The following is a 16,179-nucleotide window of genomic DNA, read 5'->3' on the forward strand; positions in this document are numbered from 1 at the left end:
CCCGCTGCCCACACTCTTCGCTTGATGGTCGGTCTGGTCGCTGGTCATCAACGATCGGCCGATCACTTGCACAGCCATGAGTCGGTCTCCCCAATTCGCTGTAAAGGTCCGATGAATCGAGCGAGCTGATCAGTAGCTAAAGCATCCCCTTTTCACCAACAGAACGCAATAGTGCGTTTACCCGAAAAGCGAACCGACAGGTTGGAATTCGCCCTGTTCACAGTCGTTGCGGGACAGCGAATTAGAACATGTTGCAGACAATCCGGCGGCAAAACTGTAACGTGTTCTTATGCACTACGACAGTCTGTTCATCGGCGGGAAGTGGACCACCCCGGCCGGTAGTGACCGCATTTCCGTGGTCTCACCCGCAACGGAGGAGACCGTCGGCAGCGTGCCCGCGGTAACGAATGCCGACGTGGACGCGGCGGTCGCCGCGGCCCGCGACGCGTTCGACAGCGGACCGTGGCCATCGACAAGCCCACTGGAACGAGCCGAGGTACTCAGCAAGGCCGCTCGGCTCATCGAGCAGCGTTCGCCCGAATTGCTCGCCGCGCTCACCGCGGAGATGGGCGCGCCCGCGTCAGCCGCCTTGACACTCAATCAGATTCCGGCGGTCGCCGCGCTCGACGCGTGGGCCGCGCTCGCGAAGACGTTCGCATGGAACGAGACTCGAGTCGGCCTGTTCGGAACCTCGCGCGTCTCACGGGAACCGCGCGGCGTCGTCGCGGCGATCACCGCGTGGAACGTGCCGCTGTTCCTGGCCGCGAACAAGCTCGGGCCCGCGCTGCTGGCTGGCTGCACCGTGGTGCTCAAGCCGTCACCGCTGACCCCGCTCACCGCCAACCTGCTCGCCGATATCTTCACCGAGGCCGGGCTGCCCGACGGCGTGCTCTCCGTCCTGCCCGCCGAGGCCGAGGCCAGCGAATACCTGGCGAGCCATCCCGGCGTGGACAAGGTGACCTTCACCGGCAGCACCGCGGTGGGCCGCAAGCTGGCCGCGATCGCGGGCGAGCAGCTCAAGACCGTCTCGCTCGAGCTGGGCGGTAAGTCGGCCGCGATCGTGCTGCCCGACGTCGACCTGGCCGCCAGCATTCCCGTGCTCGCCTTCTCCGGGCTGATGAACAGCGGGCAGGGCTGTGTCGCGCAGACGCGCATCCTGGCCCCGCGCAGCCGCTACGACGAGATCGTCGAGGCGCTGGTCGCGCACGTCAAGACGATGCAGACCGGCGACCCCGGCGACCCCGCCACCCAGCTCGGCCCGCTGATCAGCGAGAAGCAGCGCGATCGGGTGGAGAGCTACATCGCCAAGGGCAAGGCCGAGGGCGCCCGGCTGGTACTCGGCGGCGGGCGGCCCGCCGGGCTGGACAAGGGCTGGTTCGTCGAGCCGACGATCTTCGCCGACGTCGACAACTCCAGCACCATCGCCCAGGAGGAGATCTTCGGGCCGGTGCTGTCGGTGATCCCCTACGACACCGAGGACGAGGCCGTCGCCATCGCCAACGACTCCGACTACGGCCTGGCCGGGTCGGTGTGGACCACCGATATCGAGCACGGCGCCGAGATCGCGGCCAGGGTGCGCACCGGCACCTACGCGATCAACTGGTACGCCTTCGACCCGACCGCGCCGTTCGGTGGCTACAAGAACTCCGGCATCGGCCGCGAGAACGGTCCGGAGGGGCTCGACGCGTTCTGCGAGCAGAAGTCGGTGCTGATGCCAATGGGATGGACCGGCTAGTCCTCCGGCATCTGGACGCGCAGCACCGGTTGCGCGGCTACTTCGCCCTTGGCTGGTAGGTCGACCACGTCGACCTGCCAGCCCGGGGGCAGGGCGCGCTGCAAGCGGCCCGCTACCCGCTGCAGCGGTGTGCTCGAGTAGGTGTCGGACTCGAATCCGGTCACCAGATCGGTCATGCGTCAATCACCTCTCAGCGTCGATCTCATCGTGGTCCACGTCGGCGGATCGAAAAGGGAGTCAGCTCAGATGATGCGACGTACTCGGGAGCTGAGAGGAATATAAGTGACGATGACTCTCCGGTGTGGACGACTCTCTGACATCTACCGAGGTACCCGCTGACAAGCCGGGAAATCGTCCGCCGGAGATCGATTCGGGAAACTCGCAGTCCGAAAACCTCGCCTCGAACCGACCGCGACTCATCGACGACGGGCGCGGCGATACGCCGAGGGTGTGAGCCCCGCACCTGAACGACGAAACCGCCCGTACCGAGAACGGTACGGGCGGTTCGCTGTTCGGGTGGGGATCAGCCCAGGCGCTCCTTGAGGGCCTCGAACTCGTCGCGGATGCCCGAGGGCAGCTTGTCGCCGATGAACTCGAACCACTCCTCGATCGAGGGGATCTCCTTGCGCCACTCCTCGGCGTTCACCGCGAGCGCCTCGTCGACATCGGCGGCCTCGACATCCAGGCCCTCGAGGTCGAGGTCGGCGGCCGAAGGAACGTTGCCGACCGCGGTGGCCTCGGCGCCCGAGCGACCCTCGATGCGGCCGACGATCCACTCCAGCACGCGGGAGTTCTCACCGAATCCGGGCCACAGGAAGCGGCCGTCCTCGCCCCGACGGAACCAGTTGACGTAGAAGATCTTCGGCAGCTTGTCCGCGTCGGCGTTCTTGCCGACGTTGATCCAGTGGTTGAGGTAGTCGCCCACGTGGTAGCCGAGGAACGGCAGCATGGCCATCGGGTCGCGGCGCACGGTGCCGACCTTGCCCTCGGCGGCGGCGGTCTGCTCGGAGCCGACGGTGGCGCCCATGAACACGCCGTGCTCCCAGCCGAAGGACTCGGTCACCAGGGGGATGGTGGTCTTGCGGCGACCGCCGAACAGGATCGCCGAGATCGGCACACCCTGCGGGTCGTCCCACTCGGGGGCCAGGATCGGGCACTGCGACATCGGGGTGCAGTAGCGCGAGTTGGGGTGCGCGGCCAGGGTCTCGGTCTCGCGCTCGACCCAGTCGTTGCCCTTCCAGTCGATGAGGTGATCGGGCTGGCCCTCGAGGCCCTCCCACCACACATCGTTGTCGTCGGTGAGCGCGACGTTGGTGTAGACGGTGTTGCCCGCCTCGATGGTGGCCATCGCGTTGGGGTTGGAGCTGTGGTTGGTGCCCGGCGCGACACCGAAGAAACCGAACTCCGGGTTCACCGCGTAGAGGCGGCCGTCCGCGCCGAAGCGCATCCAGGCGATGTCGTCGCCCAGGGTCTCCGCGCGCCAGCCGGGGATGGTCGGCTGGATCATCGCGAGGTTGGTCTTGCCACAGGCGCTCGGGAACGCGGCGGCGACGTAGTAGTTCTTGTTCTCGGGCGAGATCAGCTTGAGGATCAGCATGTGCTCGGCCAGCCAGCCCTCGTCGTGGGCCATCGCCGAGGCGATGCGCAGCGAGTAGCACTTCTTGCCGAGCAGCGCGTTGCCGCCGTAGCCCGAACCGTAGGACCAGATCTCGCGGTCCTCGGGGAAGTGGGTGATGTACTTGGTGTCGCTGCACGGCCACGGCACGTCGGCCTGGCCCTCGGCCAGCGGGGCGCCCACGGAGTGCAGGGCCTTCACGAACGGCTTGTCGGTGCCCAGCTTGTCCAGGGCGGCCTGGCCCATGCGGGTCATCACGCGCATCGAGACGACGACGTACTCGGAGTCGGTGATCTCCACGCCCAGCTTGGGGTCCTCGGCGCCGAGCGGGCCCATGCAGAACGGCACCACGTACATGGTGCGGCCCTTCATCGAGCCGCGGTACAGCTCGGTCATGGTGGCGCGCATCTCGGCGGGGTCGACCCAGTTGTTGGTCGGACCGGCGTCGGCCTCGGTCTTGGAGCAGATGTAGGTGCGCGACTCGACGCGGGCGACGTCGGAGGGGTCCGACAGCGCCAGGAACGAGTTCGGCTTCTTCTTCTCGTCGAGCTTCTTGAAGGTGCCCGCCTCGACCAGCTGGGCGGTCAGGCGATCCCATTCCGCATCGGAGCCGTCGGCCCAGACGACGCGGTCCGGCTGCGTGAGCTCTGCGACTTCCTGTACCCAGGCGAGCAGTTCACTGTGCTCTGTCGGCGCGGTGCCGTCGGATCCACGAAGACCAGGAATGGTCGCTGAGGTCATGAAAACTCTCCTGAGATGGGTGGTTCCCCCAAGGGCGGGAAGACGTCCGCAGCGAGCTAACCACCGCACAACCCCAAATGGACGGTGTACAGCACCGTCCACGGACGGGGGCCGCGCATCAGCCGGCACGGAGCGGACGCCCAGGTTCCTGCCTCCAGGTTAACGCGATATGACGACTGGGACGGAATCGGGTTCGTTTCCGATTACCCACAGGTCGCTCAGGCAATCGTGGCGTCGAAGCGATCGAGCACGGCGACATCGCGCTCACAGGCCGACAGCTGCGCCGGACGCTCCGCGACGAGCCGACGCGCCAAGGCGTCGAGCTCGGCGACACGCCGGTCCACGGCCACCGCCCTGGCCGTCGATTCGGTGACCACATGCTCGGCCAATTCGGCCTCCACATCCACCAGCGCGGCCGCGACACGCTGCTCCAGCTGGGCTTTCACATTCACCAGCGCCTCGGCGACCCACTGCGACATGTGGTTGCGCTCGGCCAGCTGGGCCCGCGCGCGCACCACCCAGGCGGCCGCGCCCGCGCCGAGCAGCAGCGTCACCGGGACGCTGGCGACGTCCAGCGTGGGCACCAGCGACAGGGGTGCCACGATCAGCCTGCCGAGGCCGACACCGGCCGACGCGCCGAGCGCGATCATCAGGTGATCTTCGACACCACGGTGTCTCGGTTCGGGATCGGGACCGACACGGGGCGCCGGATCGCGTCTGCGCGGCTCGGGCGCGGCGGTGCCGATCCGGCGGGCCGTCTCGGCCACGCGCTCGTCGATGGCGGCGTCGACGGCGACGGAGAGTTCGCTGGTCGCCTGCTGGAGGCGGCGCGGGTAGGCGCGCAGTTCGGTGCGGTCGCAGCGGTCGAGTTCGGCGCGCGAGCGGGTGTGCAGGGTGCGGACCAGGCCGCCGAGTTCGGTGGTCAGGTCGACGCGGGCCAGCTGCACCTGACTGCGCACCGCCGACAGCCCGGTCTGGCGGCCGCCGTCGCGCCCGGCGAGCAGGGCCACCCGCTCCTCCCGGATCCGCTGCGACTCGGTGCCCGCGCGCAGGGTGGCGATCTGTTCCTCGACGCGGGCCCTGGTGTCGGTGAGGACGCGGGTCAGCACGGCATTGCGGCGGCGGGCGCCGTCGGTGGGTTCGGCGGCGGTGGCGGCGGCGAGGGCGGCGTGCAGCCCGGCCAGGCCGGAGCGGTCGAGCAGGGCCGAGTCGTCGGCGGCGCGGGCGGCGGCGGCGAGCTTGGCGGACACGGCGAGCACGTCGAGGTCGGTGATGCCGCGGGTGGCGAGCAGAGCGAGGCTGCGTTCGCGGGTGGCCCGCCAGTCCTGATAGGCGTGGAAGCCGTTCATGGCGAGCAGGATCGGCTGCTTCGCGGCGCGCAGCCGTTCGATCAGGGCGAGCACGTCGGCGCCGAGCACGCTGCCCGCGTCGAACAGGATCAGCGCGGCGGGCGGCTCGTCGACCTGGGTGAAGGTGGCCGGATCGGCGAGATCGATGCGCGGTTCGAAGCGGGCCAACTCGGTGCGCACGAGGGTGGTATTGGCGTCGTCCACGGCGTAGAGGACGACCTGGTTGCCGGTGCCGGTCTGCTCCATGGCCCGGAGCAGCGCCACGCCCTGCGGGTTCCAGCGCTCGATGACGGCCTCGACCTCGGGCGACGGGGCGATGTCGGGCTGGTCAGAGTCCGGCACTGCTCATCCGTTCCCAGGCGCGGATGTAGCCGTTGTGCACGCGCAGGGCCGCGCGGCGGGCGTTGGGGGGCATATCGCTGGAGACGACCGCGCGCCAGCGGGTGGCGCGGGCCAGGGCCTCGTCGGCGTCGGCGGGGGCCGGGGATGGGTAGCCCGCGGCCAGGTGGGACACGGCCGGGCAGGCCAGGCCCGCGCACAGACCGGCCCACAGGGCCTCGTCACCGGCGAGGTAGTGCTCGATCATCTCGCGCCCGCGGGCACCGTCGAGCGGGACGGCGGCGGCCGCGAGGCGGACCAGCTCGTCGAGCAGTTCGCCGCCGCGCACGGCCTCGACCTGCTCGTAGCGGCGGTGCACCAGCCGGTGCAACGGGTCGATGCCGCTGGCCGAGTGCAGGATCTGGATCAGCGCGGCGGCGGGCAGTTCTGGGTCGGCGCGCAGCGCGGCGAGCGCGCAGTCCACGCCGTAGAGGTCCCAGTTCTCGATCAGTCTGCGGCGCGTGTCCTGGTCGGCGCCGGTGCCGATGAACAGCTCGGCGGCCAGCACCGAGGGCACCTCGGCGCTCTCGGCGAGCGTGCGCAGATCGCTCAGGTCGGTCGCGTCGACCGCGCCCGCCCTGGTCCGCGCGGCCAGCGAGGACACCACCGGAATGATCGGCAACTTCAGTTCCTGCGCGTACCGCTCGGCGGCCGCGACCGCCTCGCCCCAGCGCGCGCCCACCGCGTCGGCCTTGTTGAGCACCACCACGCCGCGCCCGGCGGGCAGGGTGGCCAGCAGGCGGTGGTCGGCGGCCTGCGGCGCGCCTGCCAGCACGTAGATCACCAGATCGCCGTCGAGCACCGGGTCGGGCAGCTCGGGCTGGTCGACGGGCGCGGTCTCCTCGGCCGAGAGCAGGGCCAGCGCGCGCAGCACGGTGGTGCGACCGCTCAGGGCCCGCCCGGCGACCTGGATCTTCAGCGGCCTGCGCCTGCGCGCGACGGCGGCGGCGAGCCGGTCGGCGGTCGCCGGATCACCGCCCCGGCCCGATCGGAGCGCCGAGATCAGCTGGTCGAGCTGGTCGGGCGACCGTGTCTGCACGGATTCGGTGGCTGTCGGCATTCTGCACCCCCTTGTCGAGAGGGCATTCTGTCAGATCGGCGCAATGGCGGCTGGCGGAGAACCGGGAGCCCACCTGGGCCGACAACCCGCCCGCGACCCGCCGATCTGCGGTGCCGGGTTCGCGGCGCAGCACTCGGCTGCGGCGCACCCGCGCGCATGCTGGACAATGGACGACGTGAACGACGCTGCCAACCACCCTGTCGAGTCGGTTCCGGAGCCGCCGTCCACCGCTTCGAAGCACCTCGAACTCTCCGAGATGCCGAACGAGGCGGGCCGCCGCTCCACCACCGGTTCCCGGCTGTACCCGCGCGTCACGAGCTTCCGCTCCCGCCGCGGCGCCCTGACGCCGAACCAGCAGACCTCCTGGGCCCGCACCTGGCCGGTGATCGGCCGCGATGTCGCCAACGAGCAGCTCGACGCCGACTCGTGGTTCGGCCGCAGCGCCCCGCTGGTCATCGAGATCGGCTGCGGTACCGGCACCGCCACCGCGGCGATGGCCCAGGCCGAACCGCACCTGAACCTGATCGGCATCGAGGTCTACCAGCCCGGCCTGGCCCAGCTCGTCCAGCAGATCGAGCGCGAGGAGATCGGTAACATCCGGCTGCTGCGCGGCGACGCCGTGGACGTGCTGGAGAACATGGTTGCCCCGGAGTCGCTGACCGGCGTGCGCGTCTTCTTCCCCGACCCGTGGCCCAAGGCGCGCCACCACAAGCGGCGGCTGCTGCAGGCGCCGACCTTCGCGCTGATCGCCAGCAGGCTGAAGCCGGGCGGCGTGCTGCACGTGGCCACCGACCACGCCGATTACGCCGAGCACATCCTCGCAGTAGGCTCGGCCGAACCGCTGCTCACCGGCCTGAACGACACCACCGGCGGCGACAGCGCCGCCAACCGCGTCACCGCGCCGATCGGCTTCGAACGGCCCGTCACCAAGTTCGAGGGCAAAGGCTTGCGTGCCGGTAGCGCCATCAACGAGTTCATATGGGGGAAGATCGACAGATGAGCGTGAGTGAGATCGCCACCGAGATGCCGGATATCGCCCAGGGAACCGGCAGCGAGGCGCCCCGTTCCGGCGCCGAGGTCCGGCGCGTCCTGCTGGTCTGGGACGCACCGAACCTCGACATGGGACTCGGCGCCATCCTCGGTGGGCGTCCTACCGCCGCTTATCGCCCCCGTTTCGACGCGCTCGGCCGCTGGCTGCTGGCCCGCACCGCCGAACTCTCGGCCGGTACCAAGAGCCGGGTCGAGCCCGAGGCCACCGTCTTCACCAATATCGCGCCCGGCACCGCCGACGTGGTCCGCCCGTGGGTCGAGGCGCTGCGCAATGTCGGTTTCGCGGTGTTCGCCAAGCCGAAGATCGACGAGGACTCCGACGTCGACGCCGACATGCTCGCCCACATCGCCATGCGCGATCACGACGGGCTGGCCGGAATCATGGTCGCCTCCGCCGACGGACAGGCGTTCCGGGAGCCGCTGGAAGCCATCGCCGCCAAGGGAATCCCAGCTCAGGTATTGGGATTCCGCGAGCACGCGAGTTGGGCCGTCACTTCCGATACTCTCGAGTTCGTCGATCTCGAGGACATCCCGGGCGTATTCCGGGAACCGCTGCCGCGGGTGAGCCTCGATTCGCTGCCCGACGAGGGCGCCTGGCTGCAGCCGTTCCGGCCGCTGTCGGCGCTGCTCACTTCTCGCCCTGGTCAAGGAGTCGCTTAAGTGTTCACCCGCTGGGGCGATCTGGTCTATCGGTTCCGCTTCGCCGTCATCGGTGTGGTCGGCGCGGCTCTGCTGGCGCTGGGCGCCTACGGCACCGGTCTCGGCGACCGGCTGACCCAGAGCGGCTGGTTCGACCCCGGCTCCGAGTCGGTGCAGGGCGCGGAGATCGCCGACGCCTCCTACGGGCGCGACCACATGGCCGACGTGATCGTCATGTACAACGCCCCCGAGGGCACGACGATCGACGACCCGGCGTTCAGCCAGCAGATCGTCGACAATCTGACGGCCGCCGTCACCGAGCACCCCGACCAGATCGGCAAGATCAACGGCACCTACTGGAAGGTGGGCGACGCGCCCGCCGTGCCCTCGGCGTTCGGCACCAAGGACAAGAAACACGCGTTCGCCTCGATCGCCATCGTCGGCGACGACGACACCACGATCATGGCCAACTACCGGGCCGTGGCCGACATCTTCTACATCCCCGGCGTCGACGTCGAGGTCTCGGGCCTGCAGCCGCTCGCGGTCACGCTCAACGACACCATCGCGCACGACACCAAGCGCATGGAGGTCCTCGCGCTGCCCGCGGTGGCCGTGCTGCTTTTCTTCATCTTCGGTGGCATCGTCGCGGCCGCGCTGCCGCTGATCATCGGTGGTCTGACCATCGTCGGCGCCACCGGTCTGGTGATGGTGCTGACCAACTTCACCGAGGTCAACTCGTTCGTCACCGGTGTCGTCTCGATGATCGGCCTGGGTCTGGCCATCGACTACGGCCTGTTCATAGTCAGCCGTTTCCGCGAGGAATTGGCCGAGGGCTACGACACCAGAGCCGCCGTGCGGCGCTCGGTGGTGACGGCCGGACGCACGGTCGTGTTCTCCGCGACCATGATCATCGCCAGCCTCGGCGGCGTGCTGCTGTTCCCGCAGGGCTTCCTGCGGTCGGTCGCCTACGGCACCATCGCGACGGTCTCGCTGGCCGCGCTCACCGCGGTGACGATCCTGCCCGCCATGCTGGCCGTGCTCGGCCCGCGCGTGGACATGCTCGGTCTCAAGCGCTTCCGCAAGACCAAGACCGCCGAGCAGATCGAGAACGGTTTCTGGGGCCGCCTGACCCGCTGGGTGATGAAGCACCCGCTCAAGATCGCCATCCCGGTGACGGTGGGTCTGCTGCTGCTGATCATCCCGGTCAAGAACCTGGCCTTCGGCGGTATCAACGAGAAGTACCTGCCGCCGGACAACGAGACCCGCGTCGCGCTCGAGCACTTCTACGAGGTCTTCCCGCAGAAGAAGACCGACCCGATCCAGCTGGTCTTCGTCTCCGACAACACCACCGCGATCGGGCAGGTCTGGAAGGCGGCCAATCAGGCGCCCGGGCTGGTCGGCCCGTTCGACGTGCCGGTCAAATCGCCCAGCGACCCGCAGGTGTTCCGCACCTCGGCGACCCTGGTCGACCCCACCGGCAATGCCGAACCGACCATCGACTACCTGCGCTCGATCGAGATCCCCGACGGCGTGACGATGTATGTCACCGGTCAGCCCACGCTGATGGCCGACAGTATCGACACGCTGCTCGAACTGATGCCGTGGATGATCCTGATCGTGCTGCTCAGCACGTTCATCCTGATGTTCCTGACCTTCGGATCCCTGGTGCTGCCGATCAAGGCCGCCCTGATGAGCGCGCTCGGCCTCGGCTCGACGCTGGGCATCCTGACCTGGATCTTCATCGACGGCAACGGCGCCGGGATTCTCAACTTCACCCCGCAGCCGATCAGCGCGCCGGTGCTGATGCTGATCATCGCGATCATCTACGGCCTGTCGACCGACTACGAGGTCTTCCTGCTCTCGCGCATGGTGGAGGCCCGCGCCCAGGGCGCCTCGACCACCGAGGCCGTGCGGATCGGCACCGCCCAGACCGGGCGCATCATCACCGCTGCCGCGCTGATCCTGCTGGTGGTGACCGGCGCGTTCGCGTTCTCCGACATGGTGATGATGCAGTACATCGCCTACGGCATGATCGCGGCGCTGTTCATCGACGCGACAGTGCTGCGCATGCTGCTGGTGCCCGCGATCATGAAGCTGCTCGGCGACGACTGCTGGTGGGCGCCGAAGTGGATGAAGCGCATCCAGGAGAAGATCGGTCTCGGCGAGCCCATCCTCGACGACGAGCGCCCGCAGAAGGGCGCGGTGGTCGACCTGGTGAAGACCACCCCCATCACCGACCCGCCGACCATGCAGATGACGGCGGTCCCCGACAGCAAGCTGGCCAAGACCCCGCGCCGCCCGCGCACGGTCGCCGAGATCGAGGCCGAGGCGCCGACCCAGCACATCACCAAGATCACCGAAGGCGAGTCGGAGCCCACGCGCCCGCGCATGGCCAAGTCGCCCGATCCCACCCGGCCGCGCGCGTCGATGCTCGCCGACGAGCCGACCCGGACGTTGCCGGTGGTCAAGCCCGGTGCGCAGGCGCCCGATTCCGGTGAGCCGACGCAGATTCTGCCGGTGGTGAAGCCGGATGCTCCGGAAAGTTCTGCGGGGCAGGATGATTCACGGTCGTCCGGTCTGGATCTGCCCGATACGGATGGTTCCGCGCCCACTTCCGAGGCGGACACCTCGGGCGATACCGGTCTCGATCTGCCCGGGAGCACGGGTCGTCCCGGCGCCGGTTCGCCGAGCGAGAGCCGGATCAGTCTGCCGGGTCGGCCGGTGCCGCGTTCCGGTGGCGGTGCGGATTCCGGTGGGCGCAACGGCGCGACCGACGGCTTCAGTGCCGCGGAACGCGGCCTCGCCGGTGGTCGCGGCCTCGGATCGGCCGGTGGCGCTGGTGTCATCGGCGGCGGGACCGCTGCCCCGGACAACGATGGTGTGATCGGGTCCGGTCACCGCCCGAATGATGTTCCCGGCGTGATCGGGTCTCCCGTCGACCCGTCCGCTGGCGCGGAGGGGTTCGGCAGCGGCGGCCTGCCGCCGCGCGACCCCGGCGCCGCGGGGCAGCGTGATGCCGGTGCCGATGCGCCGCGCGGAGCGGAGCGGGTGCAGCCGCCCAGCGGGTACATTCCCGCGCGCGGCGAATCCCCGTCCGTACCGCAGGTTTCCACGCCAGACACGAGTGGCTTCGGCGAGGACCCGACGCCGCGACCCAGCATCGTCACCCCGACGCGCCCGAGCACGCTGAGCTCGCCGCCCCCCGGCATCGTCAACCCGCCCGGCATCGTCAACCCGTCGCGGCCGAGCATGATCACCCCCCAGCCGCGCCCCACTGAGCCCCCCGCCGGTGGCACCTTCAGCGGCTTCACTCCCCTGCCGACGCCGGATCACGATTTCGGCGCCCGCCCGGCGGACGACGAAGAGCCCACCCGCGAGTCGGACTCCGGGGTCATCCCCCCGGCCACCGACCTCTCGGCGACACCCGGCGCCCACCGCGCCGAGGCCCCGGCCACACCGCCGCCGTCCATGCCTTCGCTGGTCACCCCGCCGACCACACCGCGAACCCACGGCGCCCCGGAAACCCCCGCCGCCCGAGACGTTTTCGGCACTCCGGTCCCGGTCGAACCACAGGACCCCCTGACCACCGGTACCCCGACGGCCGACCAGGGCCCGATCTTCACCCCGGTCACCCCCGGCGAGCCGACACTTCCGCCGGTCCGGCCGGTCGTCCTCGGCGACGACACCGACAGCGAGCGGAATCGCCCACGGCGCATCCCCTCCGACACCACCCAGTCCACCGCCCCAGGGCAGATCTCCCCCGAGCAGCCGAACTTCCCAGCCGACTCCTCTGCCGCACCGAGCGGTGAGCAGCATCCCCTGTCGCACACCTCCGCTGACAGCCTGTCGGCAGCTGAGCAGCCTCCGGTGACCGAGGGTTCCGCCTCGGCATTCAGTGGGGAGTCGAGTCCGCCACGACGCGTTCCGGCCGACAACCCGCAGTCCACCGACCGGAGTCAGACCACCCCCGCCATCGACATTCCGGGTTCCCCCAACGGAACCCAGTCGTTCCCCACGGGCGCTCCGGCGACCGACGACGACCGGCGCAGCGCGCGAGCGTCCTTCGCGGACAACACCTTCGCGTCGGACCCCGTCTTCTCCCCGGTCACCTCGCCGTTCACCCCGGTCACCCCGACCGAGGCCGCCACCGATCCCGGCACCGACAGCGAGTCCGCGACGCCGACGATCCCCACCGTCGACACCGGCTCAACCGCGAACAACGCCTCGGATCTCGCTGCCCCGCAGGCCGATTCCGCACGACCGGACAACGCCCCCACCAGCACAGACGACACCCCGTCCACCACCTGGCACGGCGCCTCCGAACCGGCCCGCGGCTCCCTCGGCACCCCACCCACCCGCCGCACCCAAACCCCGCCACAGGGCCCGGTCGGCTGGGCCCCGCCCCGCGAGCCAACCGACCCGATCGTGCGGCGCCCCGATCCGGACCGGACACCCCACTGGCAGGCCCCCGACGGCTTCACCGCGGTCCCGGCGGAATCCGCCACCAACGGCACCCACGATGAATCCGCCACCCCCACACCGGATTCCGACGACCCCCAGTCCGACAACCGCAACGAGATCGAGAACTGGATGGCCCAGCTCCGCTCCTCCCGCCGCGGCACCCCCGCCGACGAAGGCCGCCACACCGGCAATGAGGGCCGCACCGTCAGCGTGAACGAACTCCTCCGCCGCCGCGAGGACGACTCCGACTAGCCTTAGACCTGCGGGCGGGTAGCCTAGGAGCATGTCCAGGCAGAACGCCGAGGATGATGAGCTCCCCGAGTACATGACCTGGGAAGAGCTCGAACTGCTGCCTGAGCACCTCGCCGATCAGATCGAGCTCTGGGATGGGCGTGTCGTGTGGCTGCCGCGTGGCCCGCGCGAGCACCAGAAGTTCACCCGCAGACTCACGAACGAGATCGAGCGGTGCGCTCGCGATGAGACCACGGCCCGCCCCGAGCAGTGCTGGGAAGTCGAATCCGAGACCAACGTCTTTCTCGGCGCAGCCGGAAAGTCCGATTTCCTGACGCCGGATTTTCTCGTGCACCGGTGCCTGCCACCGTTCGCCGATGTGCGAGCGGGCGATACAGTCCTGGTCGGCGAAGTCCTCTCCCCGTCGAACACCCAGACCGACATGGAAGCGAAGAAGGCGCGCTACGCGGGCGCGGGCATTCCCTGGTACTGGGAGGTCGGCCTACACCGCGAGACGAGCTCGATCGCCCAGATCCGCGCGTACGCGCTCGAGACCGGTCATGCCGAACTACCGCAGGGGGTCACGCCGTTGCGTCCGGCGAACTACCTGATCGTCGGCGAATGGACGCCAACCGACGACTCCGCCGTGACCTTCGCCTACCCGTTCCCGATAGACATCCCCTGGTCGGCTCTCGCGTTCTGAGGGCCAGGCGCGAGTCCCTCTCTCGCAGTACGCAACCGGCACCGCGAAATGTCCGGCAACTCCCAGTCGCGCCGCCACGACTCGTCTACCTCGAACAATCGAGATGCCAACCGCGCCACCCTATTTGCCGATCGATTACTCGAGGTGTACTGTCGCGCACATAGATCGGCCCCCGGGAGTGCGTCCAACACTCTCCGAGGGCCTGGGTACGAAACAGCACCACCTGTTCGCACCGTAGGGGACACCCTACCCTGCAACACCTCGGCGTCTCCATGGCCGAGCCGTCATCCACGAGCCCCACGGCTCCCGCACCAGACGTTCACTCTCGGACCAGGCACTTCCCGCGGAGTGACCGCCCACGCGGTCGAGATGACCCGCTGTCTCGCCACCCCGGGCCCCGGCCGTTCGATGGTCGTCATCGACGAGCCCGACCAGGGGGATCCACAAACACCCCACTACTCAGCCGTCTGCGAGTACCACCGTCGTACGCCTCGCACGTACGCACCGTGTCGGCCCGGGAGTGCACACCTTCGACACGGTCCAACCAAGCCACGCGCCGATTCCGACGCGGGGCCAGAAGTGTTGGCCGAGAGGGTCTATCGGGGCATGGCGATCGGGAGTCCGGGGCAGGGGGTTACGACACCGGCACCCCTGGGTGCTCCGATCGGTTCAAGGCCGCGCCGCAGGCATCCGATTCAGATCGTGAAACCCGCGTGCCATGATGACCGGATGGGAGGGGACAACCACCGGCAACTCGATCCACGTATCCGCGCACTGACACCTGAACAGGTTGGTCTGGACTTCCGCGACAGGTACTGCCGCGCTGAGGTCGACAACGCCACGATCATCGCCCAGCTGCGAGTCTGGAACACCTTCCTGGATCAGGAAAGCGGACAACGACTTTCCGAAGACACCGAGCACCGCTGGCTGCTCGGCACCGCACTGCACATCACCCGCTGGCTCCAACAGGAACTCCGCGACCGCTCCGCACGGCTGAAAGAACGGGAGCACACCGCACGCCAGGTCGGACAACGGCTGGCCGCGATGCTGTGCACCCTCGGCGAGGCCATGGCCTTCATGGCCGACAAGACCGGCGAACTCGCCGACCTCGCCGAAACCCTTGTCGCCGAAGGCTTCGAGCTGACGCCGAGCGGCCTGATCGCACTTCCAGACCACCCCCGAGGGACCGACCCGGAGTCCGTCGAACGCCGACGAATCCAGCTCTACGCCAGGCTCGTTCACCTTGTCCGCGAACGCGAAACCGTCCAAGGCGAAGCAATCGCGAGGATGCGCGCCGAACTCGGCGCAGAGAACACCGGCATCCCCTCGATCATCTCCGAATGCCAGCGCTTCGGTATCGACCTGATCGCGCCGTTCCGCCAACTCGCCGCCAGCATGCCACCATCGCCCCTGCTCACAGCCATGCGGCAATTCATCGCCGACGCCGAACTCGCCCAACGCCTGATCGAGGACCCCGACTCCGGCATCGACTTCTACCACGCGACCATCTGACCGCTCCCGCCCTGGAAGCTTGACCCCCCCCCGATGAAATTGATAACTTCGTCCGGCATCAGCCCGGGTGGGGCTGCCAATCGAAGGGCTATGGGTGGGGGCGGCGAAGACGCGTGGGGGCGGGCTCATCGCACTGATTGGTGCCGTGGTGATGGTTTCCGCGTGCGGTCCATCCGAGGACGAACCAGCACCAGCCAACACTTCTCCGACCTACGCGGCGGAGGTGCCGACCGGGTTCGATCCGTGCACACAGATCCCCGATGAGGTGATCAAGTCGGAGAACCTGGTCTCGACCGGGGAGTCGACGCTTGGCGGACCGGGTAGGCCGTATTGGCGCGGCTGCGGATGGGTCTACAAGGGTGGACGAGGCTACGGCACGGCCATTCGCACGACAAACCTCACTCTTGAGATGATCCGCGCGCGCAACTTCGCCGATGCCGAAGAGTTCGTCGTCTCGGGCGACCGTTCGGCGATCGTCTCTCGGCAGGGAGCCAGCGATGCCGCGGTGCCCGAACTGGACGACAGCTGCACGGCGAACATACAGATGGATGGCGGCAGCCTCGACATCGCGGTTACGAACCCGAAGAAGTCGTCACCCGCGACCGCGCATATTCCGGCCTGCACCATCGCGCGGACTCTGGCCGAGAAGATCGCACCGGCCATCCCCGCCGGAGCCTGACTTCTCAAACTGAACACCGGATCGAC

11 protein-coding genes are annotated in these 16,179 nt (G+C 68.9%); 7 read left to right on the top strand and 4 right to left on the bottom strand.

Translation table 11 applies throughout. The annotated features are described in order from the left end of the window. Window positions 1–289 precede the first annotated feature (289 nt). The gene (locus tag WA675_RS20295) at window positions 290–1,735 is read left to right on the top strand and encodes an aldehyde dehydrogenase (protein WP_336086248.1); all 1,446 of its coding nucleotides are present in this window, start codon (window positions 290–292) and stop codon (window positions 1,733–1,735) included. On the opposite strand, the gene WA675_RS20300 is transcribed toward WA675_RS20295, so the two are convergent. The 4 genes from WA675_RS20300 to WA675_RS20315 form a co-directional block, all read right to left on the bottom strand. Beyond that, a complete protein-coding gene (locus tag WA675_RS20300) occupies window positions 1,732–1,911 on the bottom strand; it encodes a hypothetical protein (RefSeq protein WP_336086249.1) in 180 nt (59 codons plus the stop codon). The genes WA675_RS20295 and WA675_RS20300 overlap by 4 nt on opposite strands. Window positions 1,912–2,258: 347 nt before the next feature. Beyond that, window positions 2,259–4,091, bottom strand: a complete 1,833-nt coding sequence (locus WA675_RS20305) for a phosphoenolpyruvate carboxykinase (GTP) (protein ID WP_336086250.1) — start codon at window positions 4,089–4,091, stop codon at window positions 2,259–2,261. A 218-nt stretch (window positions 4,092–4,309) separates the two neighbouring features. Then, the gene (locus WA675_RS20310) at window positions 4,310–5,782 is read right to left on the bottom strand and encodes a hypothetical protein (RefSeq protein ID WP_336086251.1); all 1,473 of its coding nucleotides are present in this window, start codon (window positions 5,780–5,782) and stop codon (window positions 4,310–4,312) included. Next, window positions 5,769–6,878 (bottom strand): hypothetical protein, encoded by a 1,110-nt coding sequence (locus tag WA675_RS20315; protein WP_336086252.1) that lies wholly within the window; start codon window positions 6,876–6,878, stop codon window positions 5,769–5,771. Before WA675_RS20315 ends, WA675_RS20310 begins: the two co-directional genes overlap by 14 nt. A gap of 256 nt (window positions 6,879–7,134) precedes the next feature. Here WA675_RS20315 and trmB point away from each other — a divergent pair, with 256 nt between their 5' ends. The 6 genes from trmB to WA675_RS20345 all read left to right on the top strand — a co-directional run bounded on the left by trmB (window position 7,135) and on the right by WA675_RS20345 (window position 16,153). Continuing rightward, window positions 7,135–7,878 (top strand): tRNA (guanosine(46)-N7)-methyltransferase TrmB, encoded by a 744-nt coding sequence (gene trmB, locus WA675_RS20320; RefSeq protein WP_336086367.1) that lies wholly within the window; start codon window positions 7,135–7,137, stop codon window positions 7,876–7,878. Between the two features lie 23 nt (window positions 7,879–7,901). Continuing rightward, entirely contained in the window at window positions 7,902–8,588 is a 687-nt protein-coding gene (locus WA675_RS20325) for an NYN domain-containing protein (RefSeq protein WP_336086368.1), read from the top strand. Further along, window positions 8,589–13,280 (top strand): MMPL family transporter, encoded by a 4,692-nt coding sequence (locus WA675_RS20330; RefSeq protein WP_336086253.1) that lies wholly within the window; start codon window positions 8,589–8,591, stop codon window positions 13,278–13,280. A gap of 31 nt (window positions 13,281–13,311) precedes the next feature. After that, complete coding sequence (locus WA675_RS20335) at window positions 13,312–13,962, top strand: Uma2 family endonuclease (protein WP_336086254.1); 651 nt, start codon at window positions 13,312–13,314, stop codon at window positions 13,960–13,962. Window positions 13,963–14,691: 729 nt separating this feature from the next. Then, complete coding sequence (locus WA675_RS20340; protein WP_336086255.1) at window positions 14,692–15,474, top strand: hypothetical protein; 783 nt, start codon at window positions 14,692–14,694, stop codon at window positions 15,472–15,474. Between the two features lie 94 nt (window positions 15,475–15,568). After that, the gene (locus WA675_RS20345) at window positions 15,569–16,153 is read left to right on the top strand and encodes a DUF3558 domain-containing protein (protein WP_336086257.1); all 585 of its coding nucleotides are present in this window, start codon (window positions 15,569–15,571) and stop codon (window positions 16,151–16,153) included. The last annotated feature ends 26 nt before the right edge of the window (window positions 16,154–16,179 follow it).

Source organism: Nocardia sp. SSK8 (genome assembly GCF_037034205.1).
GTDB lineage: Bacteria > Actinomycetota > Actinomycetes > Mycobacteriales > Mycobacteriaceae > Nocardia.

What these genes read in the sequence shown, in the direction of transcription:
- WA675_RS20295 (WP_336086248.1), top strand. Translation starts at nt 290, where the DNA reads ATGCACTACGACAGTCTGTTCATCGGCGGGAAGTGGACCACCCCGGCC.
- WA675_RS20300 (WP_336086249.1), bottom strand. Translation starts at nt 1,911, where the DNA reads ATGACCGATCTGGTGACCGGATTCGAGTCCGACACCTACTCGAGCACA.
- WA675_RS20305 (WP_336086250.1), bottom strand. Translation starts at nt 4,091, where the DNA reads ATGACCTCAGCGACCATTCCTGGTCTTCGTGGATCCGACGGCACCGCG.
- WA675_RS20315 (WP_336086252.1), bottom strand. Translation starts at nt 6,878, where the DNA reads ATGCCGACAGCCACCGAATCCGTGCAGACACGGTCGCCCGACCAGCTC.
- trmB (WP_336086367.1), top strand. Translation starts at nt 7,135, where the DNA reads ATGCCGAACGAGGCGGGCCGCCGCTCCACCACCGGTTCCCGGCTGTAC.
- WA675_RS20325 (WP_336086368.1), top strand. Translation starts at nt 7,902, where the DNA reads ATGCCGGATATCGCCCAGGGAACCGGCAGCGAGGCGCCCCGTTCCGGC.
- WA675_RS20335 (WP_336086254.1), top strand. Translation starts at nt 13,312, where the DNA reads ATGTCCAGGCAGAACGCCGAGGATGATGAGCTCCCCGAGTACATGACC.
- WA675_RS20340 (WP_336086255.1), top strand. Translation starts at nt 14,692, where the DNA reads ATGGGAGGGGACAACCACCGGCAACTCGATCCACGTATCCGCGCACTG.